The following is a 15,693-nucleotide window of genomic DNA, read 5'->3' as shown; positions in this document are numbered from 1 at the left end:
TGGTGGACCTGGCACACGTGAACGAAGGACGCACATGGCCCGCCCCTACCATCCCGGCCCGAAACAGTTCGTCTTCGCTGTAGGTGACGGCGACGACCAGCAGGTGTCCGTGGGCGACCCGCAGGAGGCCTACGTGGCGTTCTCCGCGTTCTTCCGCGCTCGGGAGGCTGACACCTACACCATCACGGATGAACCGGCGGGGCAGAGCCTGGTGCTCATGCCCGGTGCGGGCGTGATCTCCCGGATCAAGGACGCGGACCGGCCCCGGACGGAGTACCTCCAGGTCGACAGGGGCAATCGCTACCTTCCGAGCGCGATGCTGTTCTTCGAGAACGGATATGCCGGCCTCGACCGCTTCGGCCAGTGGTTCGCCGACCTCGCCGACCTCGACGCGGCACCGGAGACCCGCGGTGCCGCCCGCGCCGCCACGTTCACGACCGAAGCCGCGGCGATCGAAGAGGTCGCTCGGATCTGGGCGGCATCGGGCATCGTCGACCCCAGCGACCAGTACTACGTCTTCTTCGACTCGCACGGTGCCGACGATGACCGGGCCGAACGAGCCGAGCTGCTCAAGCTGATCGAACTCCTCGGTCTCGCCCGTGTCGACGCCCCGGCCCAGGCCGCCGGGGGCGAGGTCTGGGTGCGCACCGACCCCCGCCTCGACGCCGAACTCGCCCGGTGGTCGTGACCGGTTGGTGCGGGGGCCGCGGCAGCTTCGCGATGCCCGCCGCGGTCTCGCGGCGACCATGTTCAGCCGGTGCCGCTGCGGGGAAGTCTGACCTATGAGAGACATCGTCTTCACGCGCGCGAGCGGCTGGATCCCGAACGTGATCCGCGAGGACGGCGAGCTGAAGCTGATGCTCGCCGCCGGGGCCGACGCCAATCACGAGCCTCGCACCTTCACGTTCCCGATCGGGGAAGCCCATCTCGCGGTGATCCGGGACGACCTGGCCAGACACCTGCTGCTGTGGAGTGCGGTTCTGCCACTGTGCGAGGCCGCCGGAACCCGGGGCCGGCTCGACGAGAGCGCTGCCGTCGCGCTCCTGGACCAGGTCCTGCTCTCCCCGCCCGCGGACGTCGACGCGCTCTTCCGGCGCATCCGGTGGGACAGGAGCCGGCTCGTCGCCCACGGGGCCGACATCGGTCTGCTAGAGCGCGGTCAGGTCTGCGCGGCGCTGCGCGCGGCGACGGAAGTGCCGAACGAGAGACGCGCTCAGGAGCATCGCGCGAACTCCCGTCGCGCCGAGCGCGGCGTGGTCCTCGGGCCGCTCGACGCCGCGGTGCTGAGGTACACGGGCCAGTACGTGCATGGCGCGACGGTGCCGAGGCGGATGCCCGACGCCGTCGACCCCGCGCTGCTGCCCGAGGTGCTGCGCGTGATCGCCACCGCGGAGCAGGCGTGCGCCGGGATGCGGATCGGCCTCGATCCACGGCGGGGAAACCGGGCCGCGGACAAGCGCGACTGGGACCGCATGGCGGCGGCGGTCGAGACGGCCGTGCGCCGCGTGCACCCCGGACTCGCCGATGACGCGGTGCGTACGGTGAGCTTCCTGATGTGCTCGGAGGCGGTGGACCGCGCCAGGAGCACACCGGTGGCAGACGACGAGGAGACTGCCGGCGATCACGCCCTCGGTGAGAGTGCGAGGAAGGCGGCTCTGTCGTTCACCGATGACAAGGGCGGCGAGAAGAGGTGGGTACGCGGCGGCCCTCGCACCGCCTCCGCCGAGTTCTGGGAGTTCGTCGCCGAGCGCTCCGCTGCGGACAACGAGGTGTTCACCATCGAGGACGAGGAGATGGGCGAGGGGGTCCAGCTGCACTTCTACGCGGACTCCGTCGCCCGGATCACGACGGTGCGACCTGGGCAAGCCGGGTCGGATCCGCAGTACCGGGTCGAGTACAGCCTGGTCGACGGGATCGGCGGGTACCGGAACCTGGTGAGCGCCTTCGTCCGCGGCGGCTGCGCCGCACTCGACCAGCACGGCCCCTGGATGTCGGATGTGGCGGAGTTCGAGCGCGCGCGTCGTCAGCGCGATACGCGGTAGCCGTTGGGACGCGTGTGCAAAAGGTGACGTGAGCGGGAGCTTGCGATCGTGAGACCGACGGTCGGCACGGTCCGGCCGGACCGCGCCGTCGGTTCGTCGTACGGCCAGGTCAGCCGATGCCTCTGGTGACCAGGCGCTGCACACTGAGACGGCGGTGGCGAAGTCCTCACCGCTCTGGAGGTCAGGCCCCGGCCTGTTCGAGCATCTCGTCGGCCCGTTGCGGGTTTCCCTCGGCCAGCCCCTGGGCGATGGCCCGCCGGGAGGCGAGCCACAGGGCGAGGCCTGCGACGAACACGGCGATCTCCGTGACGGTCAGCGCCCAGACGATGCCGGGCAGCCCGAACCAGAGGTTGCCGAGGATCACGACCGGAATGAACAGTACGCCGTGCGTCACCGACATCACCATCGCCGGCACCGATCGGCCCGTCGCCTGGAACAGCGAGGTGATCAGGCCGGTGAAGCCGTTCGCGATCATCGCGACGAGTTGCGCCGTCAGGATGGCGACGCCGATGGCGAGGACCGAGTGGTCGGCGGAGAACGCGGAGAACACCTGCTCGCGGAAGACGAGCACAGCCGTCGAGAAGGTCAGGGTGATGCCGCCCACCGTGATCGCGGATGCGCGCAGGGCGGAGGTGAGGCGGTCGCGGTCGCCCTTGCCGTACGCGTAGGCCAGCAGTGGTAGCACGCCGAGGGTGACGCCCATGACCAGGAACTCCGGCACCTGCGCGATGCGGACCGCGACGCCCATGGCCGCGAGCGGGGCGTCGCCGTAGGCGGCGGCGAGGTTGTTGAGCACCAGCGTGGTGACGATCATGAAGGCGGACTGGAGCAGTTCGCCGCTCCCGACGCCGAAGACCGGCTTGAGCACGGTGGGGGAGAGCGTGAACGAGCGTGGGGCGAGGCTCATGTGCGCGCTGTGCCGCGCCAGCCAGGTGGCGAAGTAGGCGATGACGACGAGGTTCGCCAGGCCGGTGGCCAGTGCCGCGCCGGCGACACCCCAGTGCAGGACGAGGATGAACAGGACGTCGAAGGCGATGTTCGCGATCGTGGAGGCGATGAGTCCGATCATCACCTGGCGTGCGGCGCCTTCGGCCCGTACCAGCTGCTCGAGGCAGAACGCCGCGGCGAGCACGGGTACGAAAGCGAGCATGACGGCGACGTACGACCTCGTCGCGTGCAGGGCGGCGGCGTCCGCGCCGAGCGTCGACACGAGCGGGCCGAGCAGGAGCAGTCCGGTGCCGCCGAGCACGGCACCGGCGATCGCCGATCCCCAGAACGCGAACGAGGTGACGTGCCTGATCTGGCCGGCCTTGGCGGGGTCGTGCTCGGCCGCGCCGAGCAGTCGTGAGACGAGCGCGCCGCCGCCGACGCCGAACACGCCGCCGACCGCCATGACCAGGGCGAGCAGTGGTGTGCCGAAGGTGATCGCGGCGAGCAGCGAGGTGTCGTGCAGCGAGCCGATGAAGCCGGCGTTGATGACGTTGTAGACGGCTCCGACGATCATGGCGGCGGCCATGGGCGCGCAGAGGTGTATGAGGGCGCGCACGATCGGCGCGGTGGACAGGTACCAGCGGTTGGTGTCGGCGGTGGTCGGGGGTTGCAGGGTGGCGGTGCTCATGGTGGTTCCTTCTCCGGGCAGGGTGGAGCGCGCGCCGGGCGGATGCCGTGGCGCGGAGGGTGCGGTGTGGGCCGGTGGGCCGCGTCTACCCGGTCGTCAGCGGGTGGGTTGCGGCAGCTCCGCGGTGATCTTTGTCAGCAGGGTGTGCAGGGCGGCGCGCTCGGACTGGTCCAGTGGGGCGAGGATCGTGTCCTCGGCGGCGGCCATCGCGGATTCGAACCCGGCGATGAGTTCCGTGCCTGCGGGTGTCGCGAAGACCTGTTTGCTGCGCTCGTTGCCGGTTTCCGTGCGGCGTTCGATGAGGCCGCGGCGTTCTAGCCCCTGTAGCAGGCTGGTGACGCTCGCCGCGCTGGTGCGGCTCACCTGGGCGATGTCGCGCTGGATGGCGCCGGGGTTCTGAACCAGGTAGCCGAGGACGAAGCTCTGCTCGTGGCTGAGGTCGCGGGCCCGGATCCAGTCTTCGGCGGCTTTGCGTTGCGCCCATCCGATCCAGCGGAGCAGTTCGAGCGTGGTGGTGAGCTTCGGCGCGTCCATGATGAGAACTCTAACGGTTAGAACTCTAACCGTCAAAGTTCTAACCGTTTGAGGTTGCCACGCGCGGAAAACGGACAAAAGTTGCTTTAGGAAAGCAACTTCGTTTACTGCGCTGGACGGCTCGGCGCGGCCCGGGACGGCGGGGTTCCAACCGCGCTCAGTACGCGTGGTCGGTGCAGATCCGCCAGCCCGCCTTCTCCTCGGTCATTGGCAGCGTGATCTGCTCCCGGTGCCCGTCGGAGTAGTGCAGCTCGACGTCGATGCCGTACCCGACTCCGTTCTCGGTGTCGCGGTAGACGTGGCCTTGGAGCAGGCGGTATCCGACCAGGTGCGGCTCCATGCCGCGCTCGGCGCGCCAGTTCTCGAACGACACCCGCTCTCGGCGACGCTGGCACAGCAGCTCGTAGCCCTTGGCCCGGTCACCGGCGATCAAGGCGTCGAGATACGCGGAGGCCGGTCCCGGCAGTTCCTTCACGGTCTGCTGGTCGGCGAAGAACGAGTACGTAAGGTAGGTGGGAACACCGAGGCAGACGGTCAGGATCATCGCCGCGGCCAGCCACGGGAGACGCCTGCGCGGTGGCCTCTCGCTCACGTCCGCAGCGTAGGGCCGGTGCGCAACCCGGAAGGGTACGCGGATCGCACCGTCGTTCTTGAGCTGACCCCATCAGGGCGGCGAACGGATGGCGGCGAATCGAGTTCCATCACCGATCCGTCGGACGTCGACCGGGCTCTTGAGGTTCGCAACGGGGCGATGCGGGCGGTAAGCCTCGGCGACCTCCACTCGGTGGACAAGTCGCCGCTCGCCGGTACCGAGTGCCCGGGCAACGTCGCGTCAGCAGTCAGCGGGAACGAGATCGAACGGGCCTGGTTCGTCGGGTTCCGCGTCCGGTCGACCATGCGAGCACCCGGACTCCCTGTCCGGCGACAAGGCGTACTTCTCGCGAGCCACCCGGGCGCTGCTGCGTTCGCGAGACATCCCACGCGGGGGTGGGGCTGCGCCCACCCCCGCGTGCGGAGAAGGTACGTGCCGGCGGATCAGTCGCTGATGCTGCCTGATCCGTAAGGGGTGCCCTCGATTTCCAGGCGGTACATGGCGTAGAGGCCGTTCACCCTCCCGCTGGTGCACCCGAAATACGACACGCTGCCCGACTTGACGACATTCCCGTTGTAGTAGTCGCGGATCTTGAATGATTCGCCACCCTGGAACGGCGTACAGACACTGTAGTTGATGTAGTGCCCGGACCCGTTCGACGGAATGTACTCGGTTTCGCACGATCCCGAGATCGGACCACTGACGGTACAGCTGACGGAGTTCGCGAATGCGGGCGCCACGATGAACGTGCTGGCCAACACTCCCACCGCGACCGCGGCGAGCATACGTGTCTTCGAGCGCGCGGTAGTACTCATAAATTCCCCCTTACCGATGAATTCGGTCCACATGAGACTAACTCACCATAAGGCCGAATACAACTTCGCTGACTTCCAAGGCCAGCCCAGGTGGGTTCGGCATCACGTTGATCGGCTTCGACCGCTGCCTGTCACCGAGGCCGCCAGCAGCGACACCTACGAACTCGAACGACGGCTCGGTCGCCAGTCCGAGCGTTACGTCAACCGCAACACCAATCCGCCTGCGGGCTCTTGCGCACGGGATCAGAGCCCGATCGGGTGGGTTCAGGTAGAGGCCGACGACGTCACGGACCATGTCGACCGCCATCGGGTCGGTCGATGGCTTGAGCGTCTCGGCCCGCCAGGGCCGCAGCCCGAACGTGTGCCAGATCCGCGACACCGTTGTCTGCGACAGGCCGGTCGCTGCGGCTAGGGATCGGCTCGACCGGTGCGTGGCGTTGCGGGGCTTGGATTCTTCGTTGCGGCTGCTTCTCAGGTTGCAGCGGTGGGCATGGCGTGCGCCGGTGGTGTCCGTCCGATCACGATGGCCGGGTGGCTGCGGCTGGCGGCCGTGCGCTGTCGTAGTGTCGGCGAGATTGTCGATCATCGCGGTGTGCCTCACGCCCTTGGGGGGCGGGGCCACACCGGCTCAGGCCCTGCCGCCGGCCTCGGGGCGCAGTTGAGCGGGTGTCCACCGGCGGCGGACCTGGTGGTCGGTCAGCTCAGTGGTCGGAGAAACCGGCGCTCGTAGCGCTTGATGCACCCGGTGACGCGGGCGAGTTCGAACGCCTCCTGGCATTCGGGGTCGGTCATGCTGTCGGCCCGGTACTGCTCGTACCGTGCGAAGCTGGGAAAGGTGAATAGGGCGTACGCGATGTCGCTGTCACCTTCGCTGGGCAGGAAGTATCCGTGGTGATCCCCACCGAAGCGGTTGACCAGGCGAATCCAGCGTCGCCCGTACTCCTCGAAGTCGGCGATCCTGTCCGGGTCGATCTCGTAGCGCAGATGTACGGTGATCAATGTGGTTGCTCCCGGGTCGAGAAAGTCGATGCCCTGATCTTGTCTGGTCGACACAGCGCAGGGCCCCGCGTCAGGTCGCCAGGTCGAGGGTATAGCGAAGTTTCGTCGATGACGTCGCGCCGACACGCTGGTAGAACCGGATGGCGTCGGTGTTCCAGGACGGCGTCTGCCATTGCAGCTCGTCGACTCCTTTCACTCGGGCCAGCCGGGCGACCTCGGTGAACAGTCGCCTGCCCACGCCGCTGCCGCGGCGTGCCGACGCGACGTAGAGGCAATCGAGGTGGCCGAAGGAGCGCCCGCGCCAGGTCGCGAAGTCCACGGTCAGCGTCGCGTACCCGATCAGGTTCTGGCCGTCGTCATCGACGGCGACCAGGCACCACAGCCGCGCCGGCTCGGCGAACAGCGCCATGGACAGTCGCGCCGCGAGGTCGACGGGCACGGCCGGCGCACGTTCGTACGCCGCGTGCGCCGCGCACAACGCCGCCAGCGCGGGCAGGTCCTCGGGGCGTGCGGGCCGGATCGTCATGGCATGACCGCGACCGGCGCGAGGCCGGCACAGCCCTGCGCTTGTACCGGAACGATCATTTCTTGCATGAGAGCAGCTTGGCGGCTGAGCGCGGAAGGGGCAAGTGATGTGAACGCCGTTGCTCGACAAGATCGCGCCAATCCGGGGCAGGTGCTCCGGCAGCGAGCTGCCCTGCCGTCACCGGCGGGGGAGAGAGCCGAGCGGTGCTGCTTCATGCCGCTGTTCAGCGAGGCGAAGCATCGTGACGGCAGTCGATGGTCAGGGTCATCGTTGTGGGGTGGGTGCCGGCTCGGGCGTTACCCTCGCCGCAAGTGCCATCCTTTTGCCGCAGGTGCGGGGGCGGTCGTGGACCGCCCCCGCGACGGTCAAGGCCGGCTGTAGCCGAGGGTGTAGCCGGCGCCGCCGGTGTCGCCGACGATCCGGTAGCGGTACTTGCCCGCCGCGCCGCTGTAGGTGATGTGCTCGTCGCCGAACGGGGCGTCGGAGGTGGCGACGGTGCGCCACTGCTTGAGGCTGAAGTACTGCAACTCCAGGCGCAGGGCGCCGCCGCTGGTCAGGCAGGCGCGGTGGGTGCCGGCGGAGGCCTGGAACCCGGCGCCGTCGGGGTCCGGCTCGAACGCCGAGGCGTTCATGCGCGGGATCGACCCGGTCTGCACGTTCGGGTACGTGCCGCAGGCCTGCGGCGGGTTCACCGTCAGCTCCAGCCCGTACGCGGAGAGGATCTCGCCGACGGGCTGGAAGTAGCTGTCGCCGCCGCTGACGCAGTCACCAGAGCCGCCCGACAGCACACCTTGGGCGTGTGGGCCGGCCAGGAACGGGCCGCCCGAGTCGCCGTGGTCGGCGCAGGCGGTGGTGCGGGTCAGGCCGCCGATCGTCTCGCCCGTCGAGTAGTTCACGGTGACGTTGAACGCGTCGATCAGGCCGCAGTGCCAGCCGGTCGTGGCGCCTGAGCGGCAGACCAGCGTCCGGATCGGGGCGACCATCGCGCCGGCCACGGTCACGTCGGTGCCGTTCCATTGGGTGACCAGTGGCTGCGGCGTCCAGTCCGAGGTGGTCGCCACCCACGCGTAGTCGCCGTTGGTGTCGAACGTCGCGGCCTGGATCGCGCCGAGGCTGACGCCGTTGGCGTGGATCGTCCAGGTGCCGGCGGGGTCGCAGTGGCCGGCGGTGATGTAGCCCCGGTTCACGGCGAACCCGATGGAGCAGCCGTGCAGCGCGGTCCAGAAGCCCTCACCACCGCGAATGTCGATCATCTTGCGCGGCCGCGCGGTGGCGTGGCGCACCTCGACGAGGGCGGGGTCGACACCACCCGCGGCCACGAAGCGCGCGGCGGCGGTGGTGTCCGTCGCGGTCACCACCACCCGGTTGCGCATCGCGTCGACATACCAGCTGGTGACGGAGGCGGGCAGGCCGGCCCGGGCGCGATCGAGCCGGGAGTGGGCCGAGGCGAGGGTGGCGGCGCTGTGGCGTACCACGACCGGGGTCGCGCCCGCGTCGGTCACGGCCGAGGACTGGCGGGCGTCGCTGATCGCCACGGTCAGCCGGTCGGCGCCGTCGGGCAGCCAGCTTCCGGCGTACGCGGCCCCGAGCCGGGCGCGCAGCGCGGCGTCGACCTCGCGGGCGCGCCCGTCGACGGCCAGCCGGTCGCGGGCCTGCTCGGCAGTGAGGCCGAGGTCGCGCTGCACCGCCTCGAACATCGTCGCCGGGGCGGTGGCAGCCGGCGGCGCGGCGGGGCGCGGCGCGGCGGCCGCCGTGGCCTCGGCCGTGGCCGACGACGTAAGTAACGCGAGAGCGGTCAGGATGAGAGTGGGGGATCGCCTCGGTCGGCGCATCGGATCTCCTGGCGGTTGACGGAGCCGTGCCCCGGGACGGGAGCACGGCGGTCTCCCGCATTCTAGAACAATCATCGATATACTTGATTTCTTAGATGTAACGCCATCGTGGGATGAGGCGTGGCCCGATCGCCGGAGTCCGGTATGTCGAATCGGACGCGGCCGTTGCCGCCGCGGGTACGAACCGGGCCATGATCTGCCACTCGGTGCTGGCGTTGTCCGACGGGTACCGGCGCGAACGGTCTCGCCGAAGTGGTCGGCTGGCGTGTTGGGCCCACGCAGCGTGCTGTGCGTTGAGGCGATCTAAGGCTGAATGTCGGTACGGACGGGCTGACTCGGACCCGGATCGGGCCGGTGTAGAGGGCGTCCTGCTCGCGTTGCGCGCTGGGATCAGCGCCGATGGCGGCAGGCATGGCCGCGAACTGGGGCTGTCACCGGCCAGCCTGGCGTTGACCGACATCGACAGCGGCTTCTGCGTCTGTTCGCAGGCCAGGTGCAGCTTGGTGGGGCGGATCCTGGCCGTCAGCGTGGACGAGCCGCAGGAGGCCGCGACCGCTTACCGCGTATGCCAGACGAGTGGCGGTAGCATCCACGGGCATGCGGTCAAACGTGATCATCTTCCATGGAACCGGTGGGAACCCTGAGATCCTGTGGTTCCCTTGGCTGGGCGAGCGTCTCGCCCAGCGGGGGTACGCCGTGGAGATCCCGCACTACCCGGGCATGAACGCCGAGCCGGTCGCGACCCTGCTGCCGAAGGTGCTGTCCGGTCACCACTTCGATGAGCGTACGGTGCTGGTCGGGCACTCCGGGGGAGCGGCTTTCCTGCTGGCCCTGCTGGAGAACCTCCAGGTGACGGTCGCGCAGGCGATCCTCGTGGCGGGCTACTCGACACCGCCCAACGCCTCCGACGAGCCGGTCCTGCAAGCCTCCTATGACTGGGCCGCGATCAGATCCCACGTCCGCGACATCTACTTCATCAACTCCACCCAGGATCCGTACGGTTGCGACGCCGCGCAGGGCCGCATCATGTTCGAACGACTCGGCGGGACGCAGATCATTCGCGACGACGGCCACTTCGGCGACTACAACCAGCAGTACGACACCTTCGAACTGCTCGACCGGCTCATCGACTGATCGACGCGGGAACCCCACGACGACCCTGCTGAGCGGGCAGCCGGGTCGGCCTGGCGTGCGGAACCGGTCGATCTCGCCTTCGACTGCCTCACCGCGCACCGGCAGCGACGTCACCTCAGGCTATGGGTGGCGACCGACGAGGACGTGCTGGATGGCTGGTGCCACGGCGGCCACGATCTGTTCGGTGTCGGCTGCGGTGAGCACGGGGACGCCTATGACGCGCCTGCTGGTGATGATGCCGACCAGCATCGCCGCGGCGAGCCCGACGCGCAGCATCGCGTCCTGCTCGTCGGCGCCGGTGCGGCCGCCGGCGCCGTGCCGCAGCCGGGACTGGATGAAGTCACGCAGCTGGGCGCTGGCGTCCTCGTTGACGATCGCGCCGCGCAGCATCGCCATCAGCGGCTCGGACTCCTCTGCGGCCCCCTCCCACGCGGCCAGGTAGGCCCGGACCACCCGCTCGCCGAGGTGCTCGTCGGGCCCTTCGAAGGCGGTGTCGAACCGTCGGACGGCCGATGCGGGGATGGCCCTGACCGCGGCGAACAGCTCGTCCTTGTTGCCGAAGAACTGCATGACCTGGGAGGCGTCGACTCCCGCGTCGGCGGCGACGCGCCGGATCGTGGTCGCGGCGAAGCCGTCGGTGGCGAAGCGCAGCCGAGCCGCGTCGAGCACCGCCTGGCGGGTGCTGGCGGATCCCGAACGGCGTCCTCGCCGGGCTTTGGGCGTCGGTTCCTGCGGCTCGGTCACCAGCCAGATGTTACTCACCGAACATTTTCTCAACAGGTGTTTATATTTTTTCTCAACACGTGTTTATATAGAGCGGTCGGGGCCACCACCCACGACGACGCCGAGCCCACTGGGCCAGCCAGAAGGAGTCCGCGATGAGCAGCGACCTGACGATCTACACCCCCTCCGGACCGCTGCCCGCCGCCCGCACCGGGACGCTGACCCCCTTCGAGCCCGGCACCCGGACGCTGGAGGCCGGCTTCCGGATCGCCCCGCAGTTCCGGACCCTGCCGGTCGACATCGTGCTGGACAAGGACGTCGCAGTAACGCTGCGCGACGGTGTGACGATCTACGTCGACGTGTTCCGGCCCACAGGCGATGAGCAGGTGCCGGTGATCGTGGCCTGGAGCCCGTACGGCAAGGGCCAGGGCACCTCGGCCAGTGTCATGGGCGTGTTCGGCCTGGTCGGGTTGAGCAACCAGACCGTCTCCGGGCTGGCGAAGTTCGAGGCGCCCGACCCGGCCTACTGGTGCGCGCAGGGGTACGCGGTCTGCAACCCCGACGTGCGCGGAGTCGCCGACTCCGAGGGCGACAGCGTGCTGTGGGACCGGCAGGAGGGGCGGGACTGCTACGACCTGGTCGAGTGGCTGGCCGTCCAGCCGTGGTGCACCGGCAAGGTCGCCATGAGCGGCACGTCGTACCTCGCGGTCGCGCAGTGGTTCACTGCCGCCGAGCAGCCGCCGCACCTGGCGGCGATCAACCCGTGGGAGGGCGTCAGCGACGTCTACCGCGACCTCGTCATGCGCGGCGGGATGCCCGACACCGGCTTCGCCCGGCAGCTGCAGGACGGGAGCTTCTTCGGCCGCAACCGCAAGGAGGACATCCTCGCCGAGGTCGACCGCTACCCGCTCATGAACGACCTGTGGGCCGACAAGATCCCGGACTTCGACCGGATCACCGTGCCCGCCTACGTGGTGGCCAGCTACTCCAACACCCTGCACACCGCCGGCACCTTCCGCGCCTGGCGGCGCATCGCCTCGCCCGACAAGTGGCTGCGCATCCACAACGGCCAGGAGTGGCCCGACTACTACGACGCGGCGAACGTGGAGGACCTGCGCCGCTTCTTCGACCACTACCTCAAGGAGGTCGACAACGGCTGGGAGCAGACCCCGCGTGTCCGGTACTCCATCCTCGACCTGCACGGCGGCGACCAGGTCGACGTCCCCGCCGACACGTTCCCGCCCAACGACGCCACCTCGCAGCGGTTTCACCTCGACGCCCGATCCCGCTCACTGACCACGGCAGCCCCGGCAGCGGAGGCCGAAGCGGGGTACGCCGTGGACGCCAACCCGAACGCGGTCTCCTTCATCACCCGGTTCGACGTCGAGACCGTGCTGGTCGGCTACCCCAAGGCACACCTGTGGGTACAGGCGCACGACGCCGACGACATGGACCTGTTCGTGCTGCTGCAGAAACTCGACGCGCACGGTACGCCGCTGGCCGCCTTCACCGTGCCCAACCAGAGCGCGATGGCCCATGACCTGACCGACCACGGCGCGACCATCCTGAAGTACAAGGGCTCCGACGGCCGGCTGCGCGTCTCCGCCCGGCACCTCGACGCGGCCCTGTCGACCCCGGACGTCCCGGCGCACACCTTCGACCGCGTCGAGAAGCTGTCCGCGGGCCAGATCGTCGACATCGAGATCGACCTGCTGCCCATCGGCCTGAGGTTCAACCCCGGCGAGCAGCTGCGGTTCGTCATCAGCGCCCGCAACCTGCTCGGCACCATGATGCCCGGCATCCGGGAGTACGTCGGCGCCAACAGCGGCCGGCACGTCATCCACACAGGCGGATCGACCCCGTCCTACCTGCAGCTGCCGGTACTGACCCGCTGACCGCCGCACGACACGACCACGACGAGGAAGCAGCAGGACATGACTGACACGACGCAGGCACCAGCGCGCTGGGTCCGCCCGGACGGCGAGGACCACGACGGCACCATCGACGGATTCGAGCTGTTCTCCGCACGGCGAGCCCTCGGCCTGCTGAAGCGAAAGCTAGGCCGCGAACGGTTGCTGGGACTGCTCGACGAGGAGATCGAGATAGGCAACGCCTTCCTGCGCGCGCAGGTCCAGCGCGCCGCCGGCCAGGAGACGACCGGGACCATCGTGCTGCGCGTTCACGGCGTCACCGCGACCCAGTTCACCGGCTGGTTGTCGCGTGCGTTCGGCCGCGAGGACGTCCTGCTCGCGGGACACCCCGAGCACTACTCGATCCATCACGCCCCCGGCCGCGACGTCAACATCGTCGAGACCCTGGGCGACTACGTCTGCTCGTTCTTCATGCGCCCGTGGGGCGCGAGCACGGTCGACCCCGCCGGGGCGTCCCTGCCTGCGGCTGGATCCGGCAACGTCCGCAGATCCCACATCGTGCTGGAAGATGGGACGGTCGTCGGCTCCGTCTCCACGGCGTTCAGCGACGAGGCCGACGGGCTCACCGCGCAACTGTCGGTCACCCTGCCGAGCACCTGCGAAGGGCTGGTGGAGCAGCACCTGGAGCATTTCGCGGTGGAGTTCCGCACCTGGATCCTGCTGGCCGCTGCTGAGTAGGCAACGCCTGCGTGACGTGCTGGTGGTGTGGCCGGGTTCTCACCGCGGCTGCCTCCGGTGATCGTGACCAAGCCAACGCCGCCCCTCCATAGCCGACGACCCGAAACTCGGCCCGTTGACCAGGTAGGGCACGACAAGGTCCTGCCGGCGGTGGGCTGTGGGCGACACCCTCCATCAGGATCGGGTCGTACCGGTGGGCGGAAGTCGCCGATGTGAGCGACGTCCGGAAGATCCCACGTCCGGTCGGGATTCAGCCGCCGTGTGTCGCTGGTGAGCAGACTCTTCGAGTCGATGGCCAGAATCTCGTTCGCGGGACCGGCGGTGAGCCGGCCGCGGCCCAGCGCCGGAATCGCTGAGTGAGTGTTTGAGAAGTCGTTTCTTGATCTTGGATAGGCCGGTTGTTCGATGTGCGAGAGCTCGTCCATAGTGGTCCAGGGCCGCGCTCCCGCCGCTACCCGTCGGACCTGACCAATGCCCGGTGGGCGGTGATGGAGCCGCTGCTGCCGCAGTGGAAGACTGGTGGGCATCCGGAGAAGCGCTCACGCCGCGACATCGTGGACGCGATCTTGCATGCGGTCGGGGCAGGGTGCTCGTGGCGGCAGTTGCCGTCCGACTTCCCACCCTGGCAGAACGTCTATTGGTACTTCGTGCGGTCGGAGGAAGCCAAGCTCACCGAGCAGATCATGGCCGCGCTGCGCCGGCGCATCCGTGCTGCACAGGGCCGCCGGGAGGAGCCCTCGGCTGGAGTCATCGACTCAAATCGTCAAAGGCGCCGACGCCGTGCCGCGCCAGACCAGGGGCTACGACGCGAACAAGAAGGTCAACGGACGCAAGCGGTTCATCGTCACCGACACACTCGGCCTGTTCCTGGTCGTGTGCGTGATGGCGGCCTCGGTCCAGGACTGCGACGGAGCCAAGACCACCCTGCTGTCCGTGTACCTGTTCACCCCTGTGCGGTTCGTCTACGCCGACGCCGGGTTCGCCGGCCTTCTGGTCGAGTGGTGCCAGCGCATCCTGCGCACCACCCTGCATATCGTGCGTAAAGCACCTGGTCAGAAAGGGTTCGCCGTGATCGCCCGCAGGTGGTTCGTCGAGAGGTCTCTCGCCTGGCTGACCGCCCACCGCAGGGTCGCCCGCGAATACGAACGCCACCCCGCTACCGCCGAAGCGATGATCCGCTGGGCCGCGATCAGCGGTACGGTCCGCCGCCTGACGCGCGGCAGGCCCGCCACGCGCCAGCGAGCGTGGACTTGCCAACCATCAACGGACTGCTACCCCAGCAGTGAAACCCGCTGGTGATCGGCCGCCACCCTGACGACAATGCGCTGGTGAGCAGATTCGCCGAAGTCATCGTTCTCGCCAAAGACGCCGAGGAGGTGATGGAGGCACTGACTCACGCCGACGAGCAACGCGAATGGCATCAGCGCTTCACGCGAGTCGATGAGAACCAGTTCTACGGCACAAACTTCGGCTCGACCCAGTGCTATGCCTGGGTGATCCAGTTCCAACGCCTCAACTGGCATGGACTGCTATCTCGCCTCGAGTCGCTGCCGTGGCCCCATCCGCACTCCGTCCAAGTCCTCGTTCGCGACGAGGAGGACGACTGTTTCGGCCTCTGGATGATCTATGACGGCAAACTGACCGAGGTCCCGCTGCCACGGACCAAGCGAGAACCATCCCCCTACAGCGTCACGGGCGTGCTGTCACGATCCGACCGCCGAGAAATCTGACCGGCACCACTCATGGGCGGTTCGCTTCGCCCTGACGTTCACTGCTGCAGGACTTCTCAAACATTCACTGATGCGCGGTCTTCCACGGCCCGTACCGTTCGGGCAGGTCACGTCACGGCGACCCGGTGCGCTTGATCCGGCAGATCGCATTGCCGACCTGCCTGTGGTCACGCCACTGACCGCCACGAGGGGGCTGCGCCGGCAGCAACGGTGCCAGCACAGCCCACCTCGGCGTTTACTCAGGTCTCCACAGGCCATGCCCGTCTAACGAACCCACTTCATGATTCGCGAGATAGAACGGAGTCGCGGCGGACGCGTTCGTCGGCCAGAAGGAGGCCCGTGAGGATTTGACCGTAACCTGGGCGGATGGCTTGCCGTCGACGCTGTTGGGCGCCCGCCTGTGATGGTCCTGGACCTTTCGAGCGCGTCGGAGAATACATATCGTTGCTTGCCTGATCTGTTAGCCAGGCCCCGCCAGTCGCCGCCGGGTGTGGCCGCTGCCGGGTCGCTGGCTGGTGCCGGTGCGGTCCGGCGGCGTC

The 15,693-nt window shown here is 68.6% G+C and carries 16 protein-coding genes; 7 read left to right on the top strand and 9 right to left on the bottom strand.

Features of this window, described 5'->3' with window-relative positions; translation table 11 throughout:
• Positions 1 to 34 precede the first annotated feature (34 nt).
• Both QEZ54_RS09040 and QEZ54_RS09035 read left to right on the top strand, forming a co-directional pair.
• On the top strand, positions 35 to 688 hold the full coding sequence (locus QEZ54_RS09040) for a DUF6357 family protein (protein WP_281304053.1): 654 nt from the start codon (positions 35 to 37) through the stop codon (positions 686 to 688).
• Between the two features lie 94 nt (positions 689 to 782).
• Positions 783 to 2,042, top strand: coding sequence for a DUF6357 family protein (locus QEZ54_RS09035; RefSeq protein WP_281304052.1), 1,260 nt, complete (start codon positions 783 to 785; stop codon positions 2,040 to 2,042).
• A gap of 181 nt (positions 2,043 to 2,223) precedes the next feature.
• Here QEZ54_RS09035 and QEZ54_RS09030 read toward each other — a convergent pair whose 3' ends face one another.
• From QEZ54_RS09030 to QEZ54_RS08995, 8 genes are all read right to left on the bottom strand, one after another.
• Complete coding sequence (locus tag QEZ54_RS09030; RefSeq protein WP_281304051.1) at positions 2,224 to 3,660, bottom strand: MATE family efflux transporter; 1,437 nt, start codon at positions 3,658 to 3,660, stop codon at positions 2,224 to 2,226.
• A 96-nt stretch (positions 3,661 to 3,756) separates the two neighbouring features.
• Positions 3,757 to 4,194: a MarR family transcriptional regulator gene (locus QEZ54_RS09025; RefSeq protein WP_281304050.1), complete on the bottom strand. Its 438-nt coding sequence runs from the start codon at positions 4,192 to 4,194 to the stop codon at positions 3,757 to 3,759.
• A 157-nt stretch (positions 4,195 to 4,351) separates the two neighbouring features.
• Positions 4,352 to 4,786: a hypothetical protein gene (locus tag QEZ54_RS09020; RefSeq protein WP_281304049.1), complete on the bottom strand. Its 435-nt coding sequence runs from the start codon at positions 4,784 to 4,786 to the stop codon at positions 4,352 to 4,354.
• A gap of 443 nt (positions 4,787 to 5,229) precedes the next feature.
• On the bottom strand, positions 5,230 to 5,634 hold the full coding sequence (locus QEZ54_RS09015) for a hypothetical protein (RefSeq protein ID WP_281304048.1): 405 nt from the start codon (positions 5,632 to 5,634) through the stop codon (positions 5,230 to 5,232).
• A 4-nt stretch (positions 5,635 to 5,638) separates the two neighbouring features.
• The gene (locus QEZ54_RS09010) at positions 5,639 to 6,187 is read right to left on the bottom strand and encodes a hypothetical protein (RefSeq protein WP_281304047.1); all 549 of its coding nucleotides are present in this window, start codon (positions 6,185 to 6,187) and stop codon (positions 5,639 to 5,641) included.
• Between the two features lie 110 nt (positions 6,188 to 6,297).
• Positions 6,298 to 6,654, bottom strand: coding sequence for an NIPSNAP family protein (locus QEZ54_RS09005; protein WP_281304046.1), 357 nt, complete (start codon positions 6,652 to 6,654; stop codon positions 6,298 to 6,300).
• 16 nt (positions 6,655 to 6,670) lie between these two features.
• Positions 6,671 to 7,126, bottom strand: coding sequence for a GNAT family N-acetyltransferase (locus tag QEZ54_RS09000; protein WP_281304045.1), 456 nt, complete (start codon positions 7,124 to 7,126; stop codon positions 6,671 to 6,673).
• A 365-nt stretch (positions 7,127 to 7,491) separates the two neighbouring features.
• Positions 7,492 to 8,958: a S1 family peptidase gene (locus QEZ54_RS08995; protein ID WP_281304044.1), complete on the bottom strand. Its 1,467-nt coding sequence runs from the start codon at positions 8,956 to 8,958 to the stop codon at positions 7,492 to 7,494.
• Between the two features lie 597 nt (positions 8,959 to 9,555).
• Between QEZ54_RS08995 and QEZ54_RS08990 the strand changes: the two genes are divergently transcribed.
• Positions 9,556 to 10,092, top strand: a complete 537-nt coding sequence (locus tag QEZ54_RS08990) for an alpha/beta hydrolase (protein WP_281304043.1) — start codon at positions 9,556 to 9,558, stop codon at positions 10,090 to 10,092.
• A 120-nt stretch (positions 10,093 to 10,212) separates the two neighbouring features.
• Here QEZ54_RS08990 and QEZ54_RS08985 read toward each other — a convergent pair whose 3' ends face one another.
• Positions 10,213 to 10,836, bottom strand: coding sequence for a TetR family transcriptional regulator (locus QEZ54_RS08985; RefSeq protein WP_281304042.1), 624 nt, complete (start codon positions 10,834 to 10,836; stop codon positions 10,213 to 10,215).
• 134 nt (positions 10,837 to 10,970) lie between these two features.
• Here QEZ54_RS08985 and QEZ54_RS08980 point away from each other — a divergent pair, with 134 nt between their 5' ends.
• The 4 genes from QEZ54_RS08980 (at position 10,971) to QEZ54_RS08965 (ending at position 15,154) form a co-directional block, all read left to right on the top strand.
• The gene (locus tag QEZ54_RS08980; protein ID WP_281304041.1) at positions 10,971 to 12,710 is read left to right on the top strand and encodes a CocE/NonD family hydrolase; all 1,740 of its coding nucleotides are present in this window, start codon (positions 10,971 to 10,973) and stop codon (positions 12,708 to 12,710) included.
• Positions 12,711 to 12,749: 39 nt separating this feature from the next.
• On the top strand, positions 12,750 to 13,424 hold the full coding sequence (locus tag QEZ54_RS08975; RefSeq protein WP_281304040.1) for a hypothetical protein: 675 nt from the start codon (positions 12,750 to 12,752) through the stop codon (positions 13,422 to 13,424).
• A 780-nt stretch (positions 13,425 to 14,204) separates the two neighbouring features.
• Complete coding sequence (locus QEZ54_RS08970; RefSeq protein WP_281304039.1) at positions 14,205 to 14,723, top strand: transposase; 519 nt, start codon at positions 14,205 to 14,207, stop codon at positions 14,721 to 14,723.
• Positions 14,724 to 14,752: 29 nt separating this feature from the next.
• Positions 14,753 to 15,154, top strand: a complete 402-nt coding sequence (locus QEZ54_RS08965) for a hypothetical protein (protein WP_281304038.1) — start codon at positions 14,753 to 14,755, stop codon at positions 15,152 to 15,154.
• The last annotated feature ends 539 nt before the right edge of the window (positions 15,155 to 15,693 follow it).

This window comes from Catellatospora sp. KI3, from assembly GCF_029948125.1.
Classification (GTDB): Bacteria; Actinomycetota; Actinomycetes; order Mycobacteriales; family Micromonosporaceae; genus Catellatospora.
Note: the sequence above shows the minus strand (reverse complement) of the source record. Positions and strands in the feature narration are given on the sequence as shown.